Origin of the sequence: Roseomonas sp. KE2513 (genome assembly GCF_016107305.1) — a bacterium.
Classification (GTDB): Bacteria; Pseudomonadota; Alphaproteobacteria; order Acetobacterales; family Acetobacteraceae; genus Roseomonas.
In genome coordinates this window covers 317,413-336,956 of the sequence record NZ_RCVR01000002.1, presented here as the reverse complement: position 1 = coordinate 336,956, position 19,544 = coordinate 317,413, and the positions used below count along the sequence as shown (strand labels likewise).

13 protein-coding genes are annotated in these 19,544 nt (G+C 67.9%); 1 reads left to right on the top strand and 12 read right to left on the bottom strand.

What is annotated here, in order from left to right:
• The first annotated feature begins 204 nt into the window (after positions 1-204).
• Positions 205-381 carry a hypothetical protein gene (locus D9599_RS03780; protein ID WP_198379886.1) on the top strand — a complete coding sequence of 59 codons (177 nt, stop codon included), beginning with the start codon at positions 205-207 and terminating at the stop codon, positions 379-381.
• On the opposite strand, the gene D9599_RS03775 is transcribed toward D9599_RS03780, so the two are convergent.
• The 12 genes from D9599_RS03775 to D9599_RS03720 all read right to left on the bottom strand — a co-directional run bounded on the left by D9599_RS03775 (position 359) and on the right by D9599_RS03720 (position 19,181).
• Positions 359-3,211, bottom strand: a complete 2,853-nt coding sequence (locus D9599_RS03775) for a glycosyltransferase (protein ID WP_198379885.1) — start codon at positions 3,209-3,211, stop codon at positions 359-361. The genes D9599_RS03780 and D9599_RS03775 overlap by 23 nt on opposite strands.
• Positions 3,208-4,476, bottom strand: a complete 1,269-nt coding sequence (locus tag D9599_RS03770; protein ID WP_198379884.1) for a hypothetical protein — start codon at positions 4,474-4,476, stop codon at positions 3,208-3,210. Before D9599_RS03770 ends, D9599_RS03775 begins: the two co-directional genes overlap by 4 nt.
• Before the next feature lie 15 nt (positions 4,477-4,491).
• Positions 4,492-5,820 (bottom strand): hypothetical protein, encoded by a 1,329-nt coding sequence (locus D9599_RS03765; RefSeq protein WP_198379883.1) that lies wholly within the window; start codon positions 5,818-5,820, stop codon positions 4,492-4,494.
• A gap of 915 nt (positions 5,821-6,735) precedes the next feature.
• The gene (locus tag D9599_RS03760) at positions 6,736-7,740 is read right to left on the bottom strand and encodes a hypothetical protein (RefSeq protein WP_198379882.1); all 1,005 of its coding nucleotides are present in this window, start codon (positions 7,738-7,740) and stop codon (positions 6,736-6,738) included.
• A gap of 119 nt (positions 7,741-7,859) precedes the next feature.
• Complete coding sequence (locus D9599_RS03755) at positions 7,860-8,786, bottom strand: DUF6492 family protein (protein ID WP_198379881.1); 927 nt, start codon at positions 8,784-8,786, stop codon at positions 7,860-7,862.
• A 142-nt stretch (positions 8,787-8,928) separates the two neighbouring features.
• Positions 8,929-10,128, bottom strand: a complete 1,200-nt coding sequence (locus tag D9599_RS03750) for a hypothetical protein (protein ID WP_198379880.1) — start codon at positions 10,126-10,128, stop codon at positions 8,929-8,931.
• Positions 10,129-10,135: 7 nt separating this feature from the next.
• Positions 10,136-10,657, bottom strand: coding sequence for a hypothetical protein (locus D9599_RS03745; RefSeq protein ID WP_198379879.1), 522 nt, complete (start codon positions 10,655-10,657; stop codon positions 10,136-10,138).
• A 6-nt stretch (positions 10,658-10,663) separates the two neighbouring features.
• The gene (locus D9599_RS03740) at positions 10,664-13,942 is read right to left on the bottom strand and encodes a glycosyltransferase (RefSeq protein WP_198379878.1); all 3,279 of its coding nucleotides are present in this window, start codon (positions 13,940-13,942) and stop codon (positions 10,664-10,666) included.
• Complete coding sequence (locus D9599_RS03735) at positions 13,939-16,170, bottom strand: hypothetical protein (protein ID WP_198379877.1); 2,232 nt, start codon at positions 16,168-16,170, stop codon at positions 13,939-13,941. Before D9599_RS03735 ends, D9599_RS03740 begins: the two co-directional genes overlap by 4 nt.
• A gap of 32 nt (positions 16,171-16,202) precedes the next feature.
• The gene (locus tag D9599_RS03730) at positions 16,203-17,018 is read right to left on the bottom strand and encodes an FkbM family methyltransferase (protein ID WP_198379876.1); all 816 of its coding nucleotides are present in this window, start codon (positions 17,016-17,018) and stop codon (positions 16,203-16,205) included.
• A gap of 184 nt (positions 17,019-17,202) precedes the next feature.
• A complete protein-coding gene (locus D9599_RS03725) occupies positions 17,203-17,952 on the bottom strand; it encodes a hypothetical protein (RefSeq protein ID WP_198379875.1) in 750 nt (249 codons plus the stop codon).
• 11 nt (positions 17,953-17,963) lie between these two features.
• Positions 17,964-19,181 carry a sulfotransferase gene (locus D9599_RS03720; protein WP_198379874.1) on the bottom strand — a complete coding sequence of 406 codons (1,218 nt, stop codon included), beginning with the start codon at positions 19,179-19,181 and terminating at the stop codon, positions 17,964-17,966.
• Positions 19,182-19,544: the final 363 nt, after the last annotated feature.

Sequence of the window (19,544 nt, the reverse complement as noted above, 5' to 3'; positions counted from 1 at the left end):
CTAGCCGATCGCGCGGAGAAGGCGGCGGCCTGCCGGCCGCGCCTCGAATCCTTTCGACACATCGATGCGGTGCTGCATACCATTGTCCGCCGCCGCTTTGCTGTGGAGAGCGTGGAAGAGGTTCGTGCCTTCCTGGAGAGTGAGCCTGGCGACGAGCTGCGCTAGGCGCTTCAGCGGCGTCTGGGCGTCTTTCTGATTTCCGGCGTGCTGCTGCTGGATCTGCTGCGCCACCTGCGTGGCCGGCTCAACCCCGAAAGCGTCTTCTGCCTGTCCCTTCTCGGCGACACCGGCGACGCTCGGCGGACCTTTGGGGATCTCTCCCACAACGATCATTTCTGGGAGCGTGAGGCGGCGGTCTTCAGCGAATTGCTGGCAGCGTAGCGCCCGCGAGCAGCGCGTTCAGCAGCGAATAGGGGGCGTGCGGCACCTCCGTTACCAAGCGCTTGCCGGCCCAGCCATCCGAGCCCGGCGAGGCCGACCACAGCATCACCGGTATCGCGCGAGAGAGGGCAGTTGCAGTGGCGGCGCCGGTGGGTTCCTCGCCGAGTGGCTGAACGAGCAGCGGCACCTCCGCTATCGTCGCCCGGGCGAGGCTTGCGGGCCAGAGGAGCGCCACCTCCTCCTCGATGCCAAAGGAGTGCCGCAGCAAGGCCTCGGGCGCGAGGGGCGGAGCATCCACCAGCAGGGTCGGGCGCCAACCCCGACGCCGTGCCTCACCGCCAGCCCAGGCCAGCACCTCCCTCAGGAGCCCAAGCGGCGCACCGGACGTGGCATCGACGGCGAGGAGCGGGCCCTCGGGCGGGGGCGGCGCGTCGGGCAGGCGAAGCTGCGCGGCCAGGCCCGGCACGTCGAGCCCGATGCGGAGTTCGGGCAGGCCGGGCGGCGCCTCCTCAGTCGCGTCAAGGAGCAGGGCGGTTGGCGGAGCGGGGGTGGCGGGAGCGGGCATCCCGTTCCTGGCCAGCACCAGCCGCCGCAGCGGGGTGGAGGCGAGGGGGACCAGCGCGGGGGCTAGGCCGGGCCGATCCGCGATCAGCATCGTCAGCCGCGGCGCCGCCCCGGCCAGGGCTGCGAGCACGGCGGGAAGCGCGGGCATCGGGGAGGGGGTGAGCGGGTTCACGAGAAGGATCCCCTCGGCCAGCGCGCGCCAGCGGGGAAGGCTGTCGGCGAAGCGCTGCGGATTGCCGTGCAGCAGCAGCAGCACCTCGTGTCCCCTCGCGCGGAGATGCGCGAGCAGTGCGCGCAGGCCAGCACCGGCCACCGCGCACAGGGGCTGATCGTCCTCCACCACGAGCGCCGCCAGCGGGCCGCGGGCCGCATCCTCCAGGAAGCCCGGGGGCAGCAGCGCCGCGTCGCTTCCGAGGAGGGCGGAGGCCCTTCGGACGGGAACGGCGTGCCCGCGGAGGACGAGGAGAGGTTCGCCGCCGTGCAGGAACTCCGCGCGGTAAGGGGTTGCCCGCAGCGGCGCGCCGCGGTGGCGGCCGACGAGCTGGAACCCCCCGTAGGCGTCGCCGTAATGGCGCCACCGCTCGTGGACACCGGTGCTGGCTCGGTCGGGGATCGTCTCGCCCAGGAGTTGGCCGTCGGCCCAGATCCGAACGGCATCGACGCGTGGCAGGGAAAGCGCCCAGCCCTCGAATTCCAGCACGCCGTACTCGTCGCAGGTGGCGCGGAAGATTTCGGCACGGGGTGGCGCCTCGGGAGCGATGTCAGGCGGAAGGGGCGGTGGGAACTCGCCGCGGCCGGGTGGGCAGGGTGTCCAGCCAGGGTGCAGGGGGAGGAGCGCCGCGCGCGCCTCCAACTCTGTCCGCGCGGCCAGCACGAGGCGTGCACCCCCGCGCGCCAGGGCCGCGAGGTCCGCCTGGTCGAGGTGGAGGGAGAAGGCGGTGCGAACCTCGGTGCCGGGGCGTGACTGCCCTGCGGGAGGCGCGGCCTGCACCCAGACGGGGCGATCGCCGATGGTGGCGGAGAGATGGGAGAGCGGCGCCTCGGCCGCGATCCAGCCGGTAACGAAGGCGCTCCCCTCCTCATACCGGAAGGCGAGATCGCCGAGCCGGAAGCGCCCCGTCCGCGCGGGGCCGGCGAGGGGCGTCATTGGGACGAGCGGCTCCTTTGCGACGGCGAGGTACCGTTCAAGTGCCTGGAGGGCGTTGTTGCCGCAGTTGAGGATGGAGGAGACGGAGGCTACGGCTTGTGGGAGGTGGTTCCAGTCGTCGGGGGAGGACTGGATGACGCGCCGGATGTTTTCCTGCAGGCCCTCGATGGAGCCGAGGGGTGCGGCGAGGAGGGCGTCGCCGCAGACCTCGCGGAAGACGGGCAGGTCGTAGCAGACGCAAGGGGTGGCTGAGGCGAGGGCCTCGATGGGGGGGATGCCGTAGCCCTCGAAGAGGGAGGGGTAGAGGAGCATGCGGGCGCGCTTGAGTTCGACGAACTTCTCGGTGTCGGACAGCAGGGGCTTGACCTCGACGCCGATGCCGTGGCGGCGGGCGGCGGCCTGGATGGCCTCGCGGTAGTCGTCGTCGAGCTTGGCCGAGCCGACGATGAGCGAGAGGGTCCAGCCGCGGAGGTCGTCCGAGAGGGCGTCGATGAGGTCTTGCCCGCCCTTGTGGGGGTCGCGGGCGCGGACGAAGCAGACGACGCGCTTCTCGCGGAACTGCGGCTGGACGCGGGCGAGCGCCTTGAGGTTGATCGGCTGGTGCCAGAAGTCGAAATGGGTCGTCTGCGGGTGCGAGGCGTAGTAGCGCTTGGCGAAGCGCATGGACTGCTCGGAGTTGGAGAGGACGAGGAGGCCGTCCTCGAGGCAGCGGCGCCACTCGAGCCAGAGGTCCTCGGTGCGGGCCTCGGGGGCGAGGCTGTTGAACCAGTTGGGCGTCTCGAAGTTGAAGAGGACGAGGCGGGCGCCGCGGCGATGGGCGAAGCCGCGGGCGCCCATGTAGAAGGTGCGGTCCTGGGACTGTCCTGGGATGAGGACGACGATGTCGAAGGCACCCCCCGGCAGGCCGAGGTGGAAGTCCTTCGTCAGGTGGAGCGCCACCTGGCCAGGATGGCCGAAGTAGCGGAGCTCGTCGTAGAAGACCGGCTTGACGTTGGTGACGAAGCTCACCTCCGCGCCCGCCCGCGCCAGGCACTGCGCCAGCAGGAACGCCGCCAGACGACCACCCCCGTACACACCCGCCGCATTCGTCACAAAAACCGCCACGCGAAGGGGAGTCACGCCGTCCTCTCCGGCGCGCGTGGTGGCCAGCCGGTCAGGCGAGCGTAGGCTGCGCCGGTGCGGTCGAGCAGGAGCAGCCGCGCCCGTACCGGGTGGGGCTCCGGCTCCGCAGGCAGCCGGAGTTGCAGGCCGAGAGGGGGGATTGGCCAAGCGCCGTCCCCTGGCCCGAGATCGGGACGCGGCGGGAGCCGGGCCTGATGGAACCACGCCTCGCCGTCCGGCGAGAAGAGCAGGCCGCGCGGCGCCGGCCGGGCGCGCAGCCATCCGCGGATCAGCCGCGCCGCGCCCTCCACCCGCTCGTCCTCGATCGTGCAGCCCGGGGCGGGCCAGGGGCCGGACCTGGTGGCGCGGCGCAAGCGGAGGCGCAGGGCGGGCGCGCAGGGGCGGCCCTGTCGGAGAGGGGTGATCACTGCCTCGCCGCGCGGGGGCAGGTGCAGGTGGCAAAGTCCGGCGGAGGGGAACTCGCCGCTTCCAGCCCCGCGCCAGACGGCCGGAACGGCGCGGCCGTTCGGTGCCAGCACGCGCAACCGCTCCGTCCCCGCCGGGAAGGCTGCCTGGAGGGTGACCAGCACGCCACCCCCCCAATCGTCCCAGGCGCCGAGGAGTTCGGCGGGAAGGTCAGGCGCCGCCTCCGTGTCGGGCCCTGCCGGACCGAGTTCAGCGAGCCCCGCGGCGCGGGGGTGGCAGGGGCTAGTGACGGGCTGGGCGCGCAGTAGCAGGTCCGCCAGCTTTGCGCCGGCTTCCTCGAGGGAAAGGTCGGCAAGGCTGCCGGCCGGCGGGTGCCACACCTCGAAGCGGAGCCTCTCCGCCCAGCCGGCGTGCAGGGTGCGCGCCGCACTCTCCGCTCCTGGGGAGAGCACGAGGCCGCCGAGTCGACCCAGCCGGCGCACGTCCTCCCAGTCGGAGGTGGGACGGGAATCCGCCGGCGGATGGAGCAGGGCGAGCCGCGTCTCGGCGCGGCCGAGAAGGTCCAGGCAATCCGCCTGGAAGCCGGGGCCGGTACCGGGGGTGGGCGCCACCACTGTCCAATCCGCGGCGCCGCCGAGCAGCCCCTCCGGCACCGCATCGAGCCGGTGAAAGAGGATACGCCCCGGTGCCACCGCTACCAGCGCGGTGGGGTCCGGCGGCGGGGCAGTGGTGGCGAGATGCGCCTCACCTCCGGCGGCGGCCAGGGCGGCGGCCAGCCGCAGCGCGCGCCCGGTCTGCTCATCCCCCGCCTCGCCGGTGGCGAGGACGAGCGCGCGCAGCGGCAGGGTGCCGCTCATGGCCAGTCCTCGCCTTCAGCCGAGCGCAAGCGCGACCTCGAAAGGCTGGCGGTCAAATATCTCCAGCAGGCCGCCGCGGGTCGTGTTGCGGATCAGCCCACCATTTACCTCGATTACGCAGCGCGCCGCGAGAAAGGCGAGGGTGATGTCGCGGAGCGCCGGCGGGCACCAGGCGCGGCCGGCGCGGTAGTTCGGAATGAAGTGGTTGCCGTCCCCCACCGCGCTGCGGAAGGGATCGGCACTGGCCGCCTGGGTGAAGTGGAAGTTGAAGTCGGTGCCGTAGAGGAGGAAGCGCCGCACGCCCATCATATAGCCGAGCTGCAGCGCGACGTAGAGCGACGACCCGCCCGGCGAGACCCCGACCTCCGGCTGGAAAGAGAAGAGCGGCGGAAAGACCGGCAGTTGTCGCACCCAGATGTAGTCGCCGGTGAGCGCGGGCGGCCTCTCCGAGGCGACGAAGACCGTGCCGCCGGAGCGGGTGACGATCTCCTCCCCGAAGTCGTCGATCATCTGGCGGTCGCCGGTCACCGTGTAGCGCGCCCTCAGCCGCGTACCCTCATGGGCGAGGTGGAAGCGGTTGAAGCAGAAGGTCAGCCGCCCCTCCAGTGCGTCCAGGTCTTCGGTCCGGACGCTCGGGCCATTGCCGATGATCCAGGCGGTCTCGCCGCTGTGTCGCCCTGCGAGGTCGCGCAGCCGGGCGGAGGAGGGTGGGCGCGTCTGCGTCCAGATGGAGGGGCGGTGCAGGGCTTGTCCTGTGCCGGCCGCGGGCTCGATGGCGAGCGGCGCTTCCGGCGCCAGGTGGATCGCCAGCCGCAGCAGCCGCGCGTCGCCTGGCAGGCGCGGGATGGGCCGGCTCTCCCGCTCCATCGGTTCGGGGAGCACGGGCGCGTCCTTGTCCAGGCTCCAGGCAAGCAGGTCGAAGCGGCCGCGCGAGGGGAGGAGCGCGACGAGACCGGCGCGCTCCTCCGCCGGTGCGGGCGCGGGGTGGCGGTGGGCAGTGCCGTCGGGGAGGGTGATCTCCATCGCGACATCGCCCGGCGTGACGTCGTGTGGGAGGACGGTTCTCGCCTCCGCGCGGATGCTCCCGCGGCGCGTGGGGTGGAGGAGAATGTAGCCGTGGTCGAGCACCCGCCCCTCGCCGCCGAGCAGCCGCAGCGAGGCGCCCGTCGCGCCGCGCAGGGGGAGGTCCCATTCGAGCATTCGCGTCAGTGGGTTATAGCGGAGCGCTTCGCCTTCCATCGTTACGGCGAAGGGAGCGGGCGGGCGTGGGCAGGCCAGGATGCCGAGCGTGCGAAGGGCATCAAGGAGTGTAGGATGGGCAGCACCCGCAAACGCTTCGGGCAAGATGGTCCAGGCTGCTGGCGGGATCAGGTCCGCAAAGCCTTTCGCTGCGTCGAACGATGGAAACCAGGTTGCGTCTAGGTGAGAGGCAGCCAAGCGCTCTGCGGCGTCAAGGGCGAGGGCGGCGGTTTCGTGCCAAGCCTTGCGACCGGGCAGAAGAGGCTTGTCCGCGCACTCCCACCAATGGGTGCTCTCCCGGCGCTGCACGGCCCAAACAAGGGGGCAGCCGAGGCTGAGCAAGGACGGCGCCAGCACTGCCGCCGCTGCGCCGTCTAGGACAATGAGGGCAGGCCGCAGCAGGTGTAGACGGGCGAGCAGGCGCTCTCGGCGGCGCTGGTTCATGACGTGGCGCAGCAGCGCGGAGGGTACGGTCAGTTGGGCGCGTATGGCGTCGGGAAAGCTATCAAGCCCACCCAGCTCAGCCAGCGCGGGAGGCTGGAGTAGGGGCTGGGCACCCGGGGCGAGCAGAGTGGCCCAGCGGCAGGCGCCGAGGCGCGCGGGCAGAAAGACGGGATTGGTGAAGGCGGTGAGCCGCGCTTCCGGCGGCAGATCTCGAGGGCGTGTACTAAGGAAAGGCGTGACCTCCGCGACGACAGAAAGCGCGGCCAGCAGCGATGACGCCGGACAAGGTGCGGCATCGTCAAAAGTGTTGAAGGAAATGGGTCCTAGATAGGCGATCCGGAGCAGCGTGCGGTTCCTCTTACGACTATTTTGAGTGCTGTCTTCGAAGGCAATCCCGGCTGCTCCTCTTAAGGCTCCCGCACGCAGTCTTGGCCTGTTGGTAACGAGTTATGTAAGCGAGCCTTGGTGGTAAAACAACGACAGTGCCTTGCGTACATAGCATTGCGGGTTGTGACTAGTAAGGTCCGCGATTTGGCAGCGCAGAGCGTTCTTGTTGGTCCATGCTTTGCCCCGCGATTACTTTCGTAGAAGTGCCTGTGCAGCTAGAATGCCTTCTCTAATGTCATTCCGCTGGACCAAACCAGCTAAATCGATTTCGGTTGGGGAGATGCTGAGTACTTTCGACGGACGCTCTAGCATTTGAATAGAAAATCCATGCAAGTAAAGGTCAGAACATCTTATAGACTCGCGTTGTACGGTCGTGATCTGAAAAGAAGTGTCAACTGGCAGTTGCGGAAATACGGGCCTCACAACAAATGTCATTTTCTCCCCGGTCGGATCGAAGTAATTCGTGCCGAAGTCCAGAAGCACCCGCTTGTCTCCACTTGAAAGTGCAATGCGGGCATTAGTGCCTGCAAGGTCTAAACCTAGGCCGATCAAAGTTCCAGGGCGGGATAACCTTATCTCGTGTGTTGCTACTCCACTCAACTTTAGAAACGAATCTGCAACTAAACTATTGCGCCGATGAATAACGTCTCCTGGCAGATCGGTCAATTCGGTCGCCGCACGCAAGTAGGTAAATTCCGGGAGGCGAGTGAGCTTCGAGCCAAGATGTATATGCTGTTCCTTTAACCAGTTCAGTTGTTTCGCCAAAATGAATCCTAGCGCGTAAGCTGGCCATTGTGCAATGTGGTCAGGATCACGAAAAAGGTCCATGTGGGATAAAACGGAGCCAGCTTGAAGTTGCTCCAAATACTCATATCCATCAAAAAACGGTAGATTATTGTTTGTCGCAAACTCTATATACAATTTGCGTCCAAGGCACTCCTGGTTTAGCCCCAAGTGACACGGCATGATTAGAATAACTGGAACGCATGACGTGCCATGAAAACGCTCCAACATACCGCTCAAACGCTGCGCGATCTGATCTGCTCTTTCTGGGTGACTCCTTATCATTCCTTCTTCGTTAACTGCAAAATCGAAAATGCAGAAGTCGAATTTGCTGGGCTCGAACCGATGCAGTGAAAGCGGCAAAACAACTGATGTGCTGTGACCAAGCGAGAAGTTGTCAACCTGAGTCACTAGGCTACTGCTTGCGAGTGATCGAACATAGCTTTTAGGCCCAATGGAATTGGATGTGCCGATTATCGCTACCTTCATACTGCACCTCAAACTGTTCGTGTTTTATGAGCTCAACACACTCAAGTGCTGAAGTAGGAATAATCTGGTGAATCGGAAAACATACTCTGCAGCTTGTTCCAAACCGCCTCGGGGTGAACGCGCGAAATGCTATTACAGATCATGAATAACCCCGGCGCAGTTGCTTTATTGGCAAGCTTTGGATCCCATTTTTTGAACCCATCCTCGGTAGAGAATGAGTGGGGCGATCTGATCGCTAAACCGCCGCCCCGGACTTGCTGACTGGTGCAGTGGTAATCACTGCCTATATTTTGTAGATCCATAAAGGCGTTATATAGCGAAAATTCGGTCCACCCAAGGTTCTCTAGAAGTGGTCGCCAGCCTCTATTGCTGTAGACGGATTGAAGAAAATCGTGCAGCCTCTTGCAAATTTCAGTAGATATGGCAACCGGTGTTGGCTTCATTCCTTCAGCATCGAGATGGGCTGGAATGCCGAGAAGCTTGGCAGAAAGATCCCACCACACAGGATGCATGGTGCGAGGCTCCCAATCATTCACAAGCTTTCCACCAGAAAAAAATGACTGGTGATTAAAGTTCTTGCAAGCGAAAATATCAGAATCTAGGGTTAAATACCAGTCTGACCGAACGACTTTGTGGGCTGCAAGTTTAATGACTTGTTGTTTGTACCATCCGCTGACGTTTTCATAATCCGTGAGTTCTGGAACAACGAAGGTTTCTGGAATAAAATTAAGAGTAAGGTTTTTCTTGTGGGACCTCAATGCACGAGACGTTTGTTCGATTTCATTGTCTGGACAGATTACGTGAAGGTGGAAGGATTGCTCCTCGATCCAAAATTGCTCAATTGAGTAGATCAACATTCTGGCTCGAGCAAGATCGTGGACATTGTAGCTGTAATCTCTGTGGTCATTCTTGATATTTGCCACTTTGACGGCTTTTAAGCCTACCTTTAGAGGTAGCACACCTTCCATTTTTGTAAGTCCTTCTCAAAAAACCAATACTCACCCAGAGAACATAATCTTCAGGGATTTAATGGTAAGGCCGTGATGGGATCTTCGAGAAAACGCGCGTTGATCAATGTGGGCTTGTACGGTTTGATCAATTCGCGTTTTGTCAGAAGAAAAGACGATCGTAATCAACACGTGGAAAGCTGTTCAAATGCGTCCCAGGTGTTGCATTCACAATCTCCACCCCATACCGTTCCCCCCACAACCGGCAATAGTCGTAAGCCGCTTCCGACCACGCCGTCCGCGGCGGCACAAACACCTTGTTTGAGGTGTACTTATCCGTGAAATGCGTGGCACCCGTCGCCGCATTGCCTTCCCAGAAATCCCATCCGAGCTTACTCTTGCGGGATAGCTCCTCCGGGGAGGAGAGCGCCGTCGGGTTCACCCCGGCCTCCTCGCCCTGGCCCCGCCGCTTCACGCGGGCGATCGGGTAGCTGTGGTCGATGCCGACGAGGATGATCGGGTGGCAGCCCATCAGCGCCGCGATCTGGATGAGCGTGATCGTCACCGTGAAGGCCATGAAGACCATGCTCGGCCGCTCCGCAAAATAAGGAAAGCGGAGCGGGCTCGTGTCGCCGAAGAAGAGCTCGGAGGCGACGGGGATGGGGCAGGCATTCTCCACCCGCAGGAAGTCGAGATACTCGAAGGGGAAGAACTTGACCGATTCCCGGTCGATCGCCGCCTCGTACTCCTCGCGGTACATCTCGATCTGCAGACGATCGGAGATGCCCCAGTACTTGAAGGCGTAACCCCAGTCCTCGTAGCCGAGGAAGCAGCGGTTGGAGCCGAAGGTGATCTCGTCCTTCAGCTTCGACATGTCGGTCTGCCGCAGCGAAGGGCCGTTGCCGATGATGAAGGCGCGCTGCCCCTTGTGCTTGCCAGTCAGGCTGTCCAGCAGCCAGGGGATGCGCGCCTTGAAGTCGATATCCCGCCCGACGAATCGGAAGTCCTGCACGCCCATACCGTGCAGCACGCGCACGGCGGGGAAGCGGTCCGTCCAAGACGGCACGGTCTCGTTGTTGCGGAAGGCCATGGCGAAGGGCACGGGATCGCAGAGCAGGACGGCCTCCGCGCCCTCGGCCGCGACCCGCAGCATCAGTGGGCGCAGCGCGAGCGCCTCGGGCCAGTTCGGGTCGCCGGGCAGGGTGTGGTGCTCCAGCCCGAAGCGCAGCCCCAGGGAGCGCAGCACGGCCAGGTCCGCCGCATCCGCCACCAGCACCGGCCGCCGCCCCTCGGCGAGCGCGCGCTGGAGCCAGGCGGTGGCGATGTCGAGGTCGCTCGCCGCGACATAGGCGATCGTCAGCATGGGCGGTCTACCCCAGGAACTCGATGGTGTGCAGGGACGGGCCGGCCCAGCGGGCCGCGCGCGGATCTGGGTCTGGCAGCACCCGGTCGAAAAGGATGTCGAGCCGCCCCCATGCCGGGCGCGGCAGGGCATCGGCGGGCGGCAACTCCGCCTCGAGCGCCCAGGCTTCAGGGAGGAGCGCGGCGACCCGGTCGGGGGCCCTGACGGCCTGGGTCGCGAGCGCCTGGCCCTCATAGACCAGCCGCACCGGCCCGAAGGCCTCCGGCTCCGCGGGGCCGAGGAAGGTAAGGCTCAGGCGCGCGACCTCGGGCGCCAGCGCGCCGAGGCAGATCACCGCCTCGGGCTCCGGCCCAATCGGCCGGCAGCTCAGTCCCTTCCGCCGCTCGGCGGGGAAGAAGCCGAGGACGCGCATGCCCTCGCGCAACTCCATACGGCCGCCAGCGGCGATCGGCTGCGGCGCGGGACCGGGGAAGCGCTCGTTCCAGGGACGCCCAAGGGTGGGAACGGGCGGCGAGGCGGTTTCGCTCATCAGGTGCTACTCCGTCGCCAGCGCGGGTTCGGGGAGCACGCGCCGCTCGCCAAGGATTGCCTCCAGCGCGGCATAGGGCTTGCCCGGGCAGATGGCGGCCGACCTGACCGGCTTCACCAGCTCTGCGAGCCCAAGGCTGGGCCAGATACGCTGGAGCCCGGCGGGCGCCATCTCCCGCCACAGGCCGAGCGCGTGGCCGCCGGCGAGCGCCACGGCCTCGACCGGTCCGGGCAAGGTCTGGCCGAGATCCACCACCATCCGCACTGCGCCGGCGGGTGCGGCGCACAAGGCGGGCAGCCAGACCGGCAGCACATCCTCCGGCAGCCCGAGGCTGGCGCGCAGCGCGGCGGGCGGCATCAGCGGCGGCGCGTCAACCACGACGCCGAGCCGCAGCCCGGCCTCCGCCGCAGCGGGCGCGGCCGCCTCGATGGCCCGGCCGAGCGGCTCTGGCGCGAGGCCGACGCCGTTGAGAAGGAGCAGCGGTACCCCGGCGAGCGATGGATCGGCGATCCGCGGCACCTGCGCCGCCAGCCCCGAGATGTCGAAACCGACGGGCAGGTCGGCCTCTTCCGAACGGCCGACGAGGCGGGTGCCTGGCGGGCAATGCGCGGCCCAGTCCAGCCCGGCGGCGGTGCTGTCCTCAAGCACCAGCAGGGCCGGCCCCTTCGCCGCGGGCAGGGCAGGGGCCAGGCGCGGGTGCTGCACCATCAGCCCCACCAGCCGCGGCATGGCGCCGACAAGCGCGGCGAGGACGGATTCAACCGCAGGCGAGGAAGCGCTCCAGTCCGGCCCCGGAGCCGCGCCGTGCACGGGGTGCACCGGATTGACCAGGACCACTGCGTCCGAGAGGCGCTGCCAGCGCGGCAGGTCGTCCACGAAGCGATGGGGATTGCCGTGAAGGACGAGCAGGACCTCGTGCCCGCCCTCGCGCAGGTGGGAAAGCGTCGCGCGCAACACGGCGCCGCGCGTCAGGTCCAGCACCGTCTCATCGTCCACCACCAGCGCAAAGGCGGGAGGGCGGCCCGGGTCATCGAGGAAGCCGGGTGGCGCCAGCACGGCGTCGGCGCCGAGGGCGGCCGCGGCGCGCCGGGTTTGGGTCGCCTTGCCCTCGACACTGTGCACCACCTCGTCGCCAAGACAGAAATCGACGCGGAAGGGTGTCGTCGCCGGGTCCAGCTCCGCGGCGCGGCCGGCGAAGTGGAAGCCGCAGAGCGCGTCGCCATAGACGCGCCGCTTCTCGAAAATGTTGAGATAGAGGCGGTCGGGCACGCCCTCGCCAAGCAGCGTGTCGCCGAACCAGAACCGCATGAGGTCGATGCGCGGGGCGTTGAGCACCCAGCCTTCGAACTCGATCACGCCGTACTCGTCGTAGGTGACCTTCCGCACCTCCGCGGCGACGGGCAGCGCGTCGGGCTCGGCTTCTGCCGGCATGGCGGCTGGCAACTCGCCTTGGCTGACGGGCGCCTCCTCCCACTTCAGCTTGAAGCGCTCGACGAAGACGTCGTTCGCGGTTGTCGCGACGAGCGTCACCTCCTTCGCCGCCTCCAGCGCCGCGAGATCCTCGTTGTCGAGGTAGAGGCCGAAGGCGGGCGCCTGCGGCGGGAAATCCGCCAGCTTGGCCATGACATCCGGCCGCGCCCGGCCGCGCTGCACCCAGAGCGGGCGCGGGCCGGCGAAGGCCTGGAGCATCACCAGCGGCTCGGCCGTCGCCGCCCAGCCGAGGATCACGGCGGAAGCCGCCTCGCGCAGCGCGCGGATACCGCCGCGCTGATAGAGCTTGGGATCAGGCTTCTTCGCGGGCTTGCGGCTCGCCGCCGTCTCGAACTCGCGTGTCGCGCTGTCGAACTGCGTGCCGTCAGCCCCGAGCGCGGTGACGGTGACGGAGAGCTTCTCCTCCTCGGTGGTGAAGGGATGGAGCAGGACGAAGCCGCAATCGGGCCTGCCCAGCCAGCCGTGCTTGTCCAGCACGTCCTGCCGGTTCTGGCCGCGCAGGGCCCGCTCCAGTACCTGCCCGTTGACGGAGACGACCAGCTCCGAGCGGTCGCGGAGAGGCGTCCAGCCACGCACCTCGACGTAGCCACCGGGGTCGAGCCGCACACTGCTGATATGGACCAGCGGGGGCTGCGGGCGCCTCTCTCGCGCGAGGGGCGTCATTGGGACGAGCGGCTCCTTTGCGACGGCGAGGTACCGTTCAAGTGCCTGGAGGGCGTTGTTGCCGCAGTTGAGGATGGAGGAGACGGAGGCTACGGCTTGTGGGAGGTGGTTCCAGTCGTCGGGGGAGGACTGGATGACGCGCCGGATGTTTTCCTGCAGGCCCTCGATGGAGCCGAGGGGTGCGGCGAGGAGGGCGTCGCCGCAGACCTCGCGGAAGACGGGCAGGTCGTAGCAGACGCAAGGGGTGGCTGAGGCGAGGGCCTCGATGGGGGGGATGCCGTAGCCCTCGAAGAGGGAGGGGTAGAGGAGCATGCGGGCGCGCTTGAGTTCGACGAACTTCTCGGTGTCGGACAGCAGGGGCTTGACCTCGACGCCGATGCCGTGGCGGCGGGCGGCGGCCTGGATGGCCTCGCGGTAGTCGTCGTCGAGCTTGGCCGAGCCGACGATGAGCGAGAGGGTCCAGCCGCGGAGGTCGTCCGAGAGGGCGTCGATGAGGTCTTGCCCGCCCTTGTGGGGGTCGCGGGCGCGGACGAAGCAGACGACGCGCTTCTCGCGGAACTGCGGCTGGACGCGGGCGAGCGCCTTGAGGTTGATCGGCTGGTGCCAGAAGTCGAAATGGGTCGTCTGCGGGTGCGAGGCGTAGTAGCGCTTGGCGAAGCGCATGGACTGCTCGGAGTTGGAGAGGACGAGGAGGCCGTCCTCGAGGCAGCGGCGCCACTCGAGCCAGAGGTCCTCGGTGCGGGCCTCGGGGGCGAGGCTGTTGAACCAGTTGGGCGTCTCGAAGTTGAAGAGGACGAGGCGGGCGCCGCGGCGATGGGCGAAGCCGCGGGCGCCCATGTAGAAGGTGCGGTCCTGGGACTGTCCTGGGATGAGGACGACGATGTCGAAGGCACCCCCCGGCAGGCCGAGGTGGAAGTCCTTCGTCAGGTGGAGCGCCACCTGGCCAGGATGGCCGAAGTAGCGGAGCTCGTCGTAGAAGACCGGCTTGACGTTGGTGACGAAGCTCACCTCCGCGCCCGCCCGCGCCAGGCACTGCGCCAGCAGGAACGCCGCCAGACGACCACCCCCGTACACACCCGCCGCATTCGTCACAAAAACCGCCACGCGAAGGGGACTGGTCGCCTCGCTCATCGCGGCGTCTCCGTGGTCGGAATGGTGGTCACGGCATCGACGGAAATGCCCGCCTCCTTCAGCATCCGCAGCGCCGGGCCGAGCGCCGGTTCCTCGATCAGCCCGGCCGGCAGCAGCACCTTCGTGCAGCCGAGATGCCGCGCAAGCGCGAGCATCGGCACCGCCGGGTGCGGACAGGCGAGGCCGTCCTCGATCCCCAGGCCGGTTGCCGCCGCGTCGCGGTCGTAGCCGATCGCAGGAGCGGGCGGGCGGCGCCAGAAGGCGTCGTCGTTCGCGGCGAAGATTGTCAGCAGGGCGCCGCGGCAGGGATCGTCGGGGCCGCTCAGCTCCACCGCATCGGCGCGCGGGGGAAGGCTGCCGCGGGGGGCGAGGACGAGGTCCGCATCCTTGGGGACCGGGCCTTCGCCGACATAGGCTGTCGTGCCCGCGCGGGCGCCGCGCCATCCCGTCAGTACCGCCCGATCGGTCCAGGCAGCCTGCGGCAAGAGCGGAAGAGGCGAGAGCCCGCTTTCGAGCACCCGCTCCATCATAGCGAGGCCCTCCTCGCGATCCTCGCCGACGTCCATCAGCACGGTGTGGACGCCCGAAGTCAGCGCCTGGCTGATCGGGCGCACCCCCGGCAGGCCAGCCCCGGGATTGCGGGCGAAGACGCGGCCCTTGCCGCCGAGTTCCGCGAAGGCACGGGCGAGAAGCATCGCCTCCTCCCCGCGCGGCGGCACGAGCAGCCCGACGCCCTCCTGGTCCGCCAGCCCCGCCAGCCGGGTGGCGAGGAGACGGCGCAGGAAAGCCGGTACGGGCGGCCGGTCGGCCTCGCGAAGCGGCGGCAGGCCGAGCTCGGCCGCGAAGGCTGCCGCGTCCCAGCCTCCACCGGTCGCCGGCGCCGCGGCCGCGCCGCTGTCCTGGAAGGCGGTGAGAGCCGACATCACGGCCGCGATCGCCGCCTCTGTCCCCGTCCCGGGCGGGAGCGGGGCCGCGGGCTCGCCCACCAGCGGCACGCCCTGCCGCGCCGCGATCCGCCAGGCGAGGGAGCCGACGAGGCCGGCATCGGCCCAGCCGACGACGAGGCGCGCCCGCGCGAGGGCATCAAGCACGTCGTCGAGCAGGGCGCGATCATCGAGGAGCACGACGCGCTCCGTCGCGGGCAGGGCCCGCCGCACCGCCTCCGCGGCCACGGCGCCGAGCGCGAGCACGGTGTCGGCCGCACCCCGAGGATTGGTGGTGCGGGCGGCTAGGGCGGGGCCGAAGGGCAGCACGACCGCGGGGCTACCCGGCGCCCATTTGGCGAGCTCGACCAACAGGCCCTCGTCATCCACCAGCACCGTGCTGTGAGCGAGGAGCGCTCGCAGCGTGCTCGCGGCCTTCTCGCGCGGCACTGGCGAGAAGATCATGCGCGGCGCGAGCACGAGGGCGCGCGGCAGCAGCGCGGCGCGCGGCAGGCGGTCCGGCAGCTTGCTCAGCACGCCGAGAGCGGTGGCGGAAACCGCGATCACCATGGCCGCTCCGCTGGCGACGGCGATTCCCGACAGGGTCTGCGGCAGCATGCGGTCCACGTTCGGGAGGGATCCCGGCGCCTCCGGGCTCCAGGCCTGCTGCGGGACGGAAACGGTGTGGTGGTGCAGCACGTCCAGGTGGCGGAGCGCGGCGGAGACGCCCTCAGCGCAGTCCGTGGGCTCGCCGAAATGGAGCATGGCGACACGGTAGCCGCCCTCGCGCAGCGCGGCGGCGAGGTTCGCCACCGGCGCCCAGGCCGCGGCGCCCGACTGGGGCAGCACGTCGCCGAAGAGCAGCACGGCCGGCCGCTCGTTCTCCAGCGCGCCCAGCACGTCGCTCTCCGCGGTCCAGGTGGCATCCGCGAACCAGGCAGGGGATGCCGGGCCAAGGCGGCCGCCGAGCGGTGCCATCGCCGGCTCCATCTCCGCCAGCCCGGTCGGAGTGACGTTGATCCGGCCACCCTGGTGGGAAAGGGCGCCGCCGAGATCCTTGTGGAAGGTGTAGACGGCGCGCCCCGCGTCATCGGAACGACGCAGGGCGCTGCCGAGCGCCACACCGTCGAGGCTGATTTCCACCGAAGCCGGTGCCCCGCCGGGCTCGCCCGATGCCAGCGCGCGCACGACGAGCGCGAGACGATCGCTGACCGAGGCCTCCAGCACGCGCAGGAGCGGCCCCTCGCCAGGGCCAGCACCAGTCGCACTCCGCTGCACGGCATCCTGATCAGCGGCTATGTCCATCCTGCTCTCACCTTCGGCGCGTCGGCCACGGATTAGTCGAAGATTGCGGAAAGTCCGTGCTGATTCACGACATCGTCGATCATGCCGTGCAGCGTGCCCTTCGATACTTGATCATCGCTGGGCACGCCGAGATACCAGTTCGGCTGGCGGCCCGTGGTCCAGTCGCGCGCCTCGAAGCGAAAGCCGAGGATGTTGTAGAGTTCGTAACCGGCACTCCCGAAAAAGCCGCAGAATTCCTCGGGCGTGTAGCCGTACAACTCGGCGGCACGCGCGCGGGAATTGCGGAAGAGAAGGAGCGGCCTCGCCTCCGAAAGGATGCGGCCGGCGCCGCGCAGGGCAACCAGTTCGCCACCCTCGAGGTCGAGCGTCACCATCCGGATGCGCGGCACGCCGGCAAGCGCGTCATCGAGCCGCATGACCGGGACGAGGCTCCTGCTGACCGTGAAGTCGCCCGCGCGCTCAGCGATTGCCGAGGACCAGGCGAGGCCGGAGCGGCCGGGAGCCTCGTTCACGCGGTGGAACTCGGCCTCGCCGTTGTAGTCGGCGAGCGCGACCTGCCGAACGTCGATCGCGTAGGTGAGGTCGTCGCGTTCCGCGCGGGCGAGCAGAGTTTTTGTTGCGTGCTCAGAAGGCTCGAAGGCAATGACATGGCCGAGCGGCGCGACGTGCCGGAGCATGGCGAGCGTGTGGCCCCCGTGAAAGGCGCCGCCCTCCACCACCACGTCGCCGAGCGACAGGTGCGACGAGAACACCCGCTTCACGAGATTGCCGTAGAGGACAGCGGCTGCATCTGCGCCGTGCAGGGCGTCGTAGACCCTGCGTTTCACCGACATCGTCGCGTCGCGCACAGCTGGTGGGTTCCCACACGGCAAGGCGCCTCCACAGGAGGCGTTCCGAAACACAAGTAAACAAGTTGCGATGCACAATAGGCGGAGCCTCGAAGGCTTGGCAAGCAATCAAGGCCTTCGAAAGAACAGCATCTCAGGGAACCACCGTTCTGTCTTCGCGAGCTGTACGAATTCGAGCAGACAGCTACAGGTTTGATGCGCGGTCTATGGAAATGAGCTCGATCTCTTCCAGCGCGATGCCAAGGCGCCTGGTATCCGATCCACCCCGACTGGCCGGCGATTCCGTGCGTATTGCATCGATCTCGAGCTTCATGCTTGCCGCGCGCCGTGCCGCGCCCGGCGGCGGCGCCGCCACCAAGACGACGCGGCCCTCCGGCTTCTCCACGGAAACCTGTGTCCACTCGCCGCCATCGAGCGAGAGGCGCATTTCGTCGAGCACGTCTGGTACGAAAGCGGACTGAAGGTGCAGGCGCACCTCTACCGGCGCGACGAGTTTCGGAATGAAGATGCTCGCGTGCGGCTCCGGCCCCAGCCAGAGGAACGGCTTGCCCGCCCTGTTCCGCTCGACGGCGTAGAAGCCCTCGGATGTCATGCTCTCGTCACAGGTCACGAGCACGCGGCGCGGCAGCACCACGTCCTCCGCGACGATGCCGCCCGCACCGCCAGCCGCGGCGGCCGGCAGGGACTGCGCGTGCCACTGGGCGGCCTGCACCGCGATGAGCCTGCTCTCGATCGTCGCCATGCGGTCCAGCAGCCAGCGGCTGGAGGCGTCCGGAGTCAGCTCGGACAGTTCCTGCGCATAGGCCGAGAGCATGCGCTGGCGCATCGCCTGGTCGATGGCGGCGCCCTTCGGGTCCGCCTCACGCAGGTCCAGGCGACCCGCCAACGCGGCTGCCAGGGCCTTGGCCGCATCCTGAAGGGACCCTCCACTCATCCTCGCCCCCTTTATCCGGGCCGCCCCTGCGGCGGGCCCTGACGCGCCATCAGCATGGCGTCCTGGATATCCAGGCCGCTGCCCTCTTCATGCCCGCCAACGAGGCTGATGACGAGATCCACCATGGCGGGGATGGCAAAAACCTCCCGCTCGATCTCGGCGACCTTGCCGGCCGGAAGGTCGCCCTCCCAGACGAGCAGCACTTCCCGCGAAAGGGTGCCGACGAGTTCCAGTCGTAGCCGGAAGGCTGGGGCATTCGCCCGGAGGCCCCGCATCCGCAGGCGAAGCAGCCTTCGTCCCGCGGGCGCAATCGTGGGGAAGAGGGCAATGGCCGGGCCGGCGCCGGCCGCGCTCAGTCGTACTGTGCCCTCCGGCTCCTCCGGTGGGTCGGAGAACTCCAGGCCATGCAGCCGCAGCGCGCCGTCGCGGGCGAGTTCGCCTAGGCGAAGCGGCGCGCGGCGGAGGGACTCGGCCAGCGGTTCCGGAGGTTGGCCCGCCCGAGCCATGGCCGGGCCGCAGATCTCGAGGAACAGCGCCTTTTCCGGCGTACTCCACCCCATCTCCGCGAGGGAGAGGGGGAAGGCGGTGTCGTCCAGGCCGCTTGCGGCGGGTCGGTGCGTGCGCAGTTGCGCCAGAAGGCGACCGGCGGTGAAGGGATCGAGTCCGCAGAAGGAGGCCAGGCGGTCCACCACGTGTTCCGGCCGGGCGCGCAACTCCTCCCTGCCCACCGGCATCACCTGACCTGGGGCCGCCCGCAGGAGATCCTCGCCCGCCTCCATCGCCGCCGCGAGGGCAAGACAATGCGAGGCAAACGGCATGCGCGGCAGTGAGCGCAGCCGGCTGCCCATGGTCTCAACGGCGTCGCGCCGCATCAGGATCACCCTCGCCTCCGGCAGCAGGGGCAGGAGGTGGCGGAGGCCGGGCATCACCGCCGGTTCGGGCAGCACCTCGGCCGCGCGGAGCACCAGAGCCGCCATCCCGCCGGCGAAAAGGTCAGCCAGCAGCGCCTCGGCCATGCCGGCACTGATCAGGCGCGGCGGCGGGGCCCAGCCGACGGCGGCGAAGCGCCTTGCCTGCCGGCGGGCGGCCCCCGCGACGAGGGAGATCCGCGCCAGATCGGCCGAGCCGTCCTTGTGTGGCCAGCCCAGCGCTGCCGCGGCAGCATCGGCAAGGGCGGTGATGCCGGATCGGGAGGGGCCGGTGACCACCAGGAGTGGGGGATGTGCCATGCTGTTCAGCGGTTGCTCATCCGCCGCCGCCTCTCCTCAGCCGCCATCCCTGCCATCTCGGCTTCGTCAACTCCGCCACGCAACGCCTCCGCTCCGTCCCTGCGCGGCGCAACCGTGCCGGCGGGTGAAATGCACCCCTTAAAGCTAAGTGGCACGGCGCACGCTGAAAATGGGGCGGCCCCGCAATGAAATGGCCGAGCTACCCGGCAGTGCGGATGTTGTTGCGGAAAGGATGTGAAAACGCCCCGGTAGGATGGCTGGGGTGACCAGTATTCCCTTGCGAAAGGCGGAAAACTCTTCCTCGTCGCGGATGTTTCCGCTATTTGTGTTCTCGTTCGCGTTAATTTGAAGACTTCGCCCTTC

Bases quoted from the DNA above. Each gene is read 5' to 3' on its own strand.
- D9599_RS03770 (WP_198379884.1), bottom strand. From the start codon at position 4,476: ATGAGCGGCACCCTGCCGCTGCGCGCGCTCGTCCTCGCCACCGGCGAG.
- D9599_RS03720 (WP_198379874.1), bottom strand. From the start codon at position 19,181: ATGGCACATCCCCCACTCCTGGTGGTCACCGGCCCCTCCCGATCCGGC.
- D9599_RS03740 (WP_198379878.1), bottom strand. From the start codon at position 13,942: ATGAGCGAGGCGACCAGTCCCCTTCGCGTGGCGGTTTTTGTGACGAAT.
- D9599_RS03735 (WP_198379877.1), bottom strand. From the start codon at position 16,170: ATGGACATAGCCGCTGATCAGGATGCCGTGCAGCGGAGTGCGACTGGT.
- D9599_RS03725 (WP_198379875.1), bottom strand. From the start codon at position 17,952: ATGAGTGGAGGGTCCCTTCAGGATGCGGCCAAGGCCCTGGCAGCCGCG.
- D9599_RS03755 (WP_198379881.1), bottom strand. From the start codon at position 8,786: ATGGAAGGTGTGCTACCTCTAAAGGTAGGCTTAAAAGCCGTCAAAGTG.
- D9599_RS03750 (WP_198379880.1), bottom strand. From the start codon at position 10,128: ATGCTGACGATCGCCTATGTCGCGGCGAGCGACCTCGACATCGCCACC.
- D9599_RS03745 (WP_198379879.1), bottom strand. From the start codon at position 10,657: ATGAGCGAAACCGCCTCGCCGCCCGTTCCCACCCTTGGGCGTCCCTGG.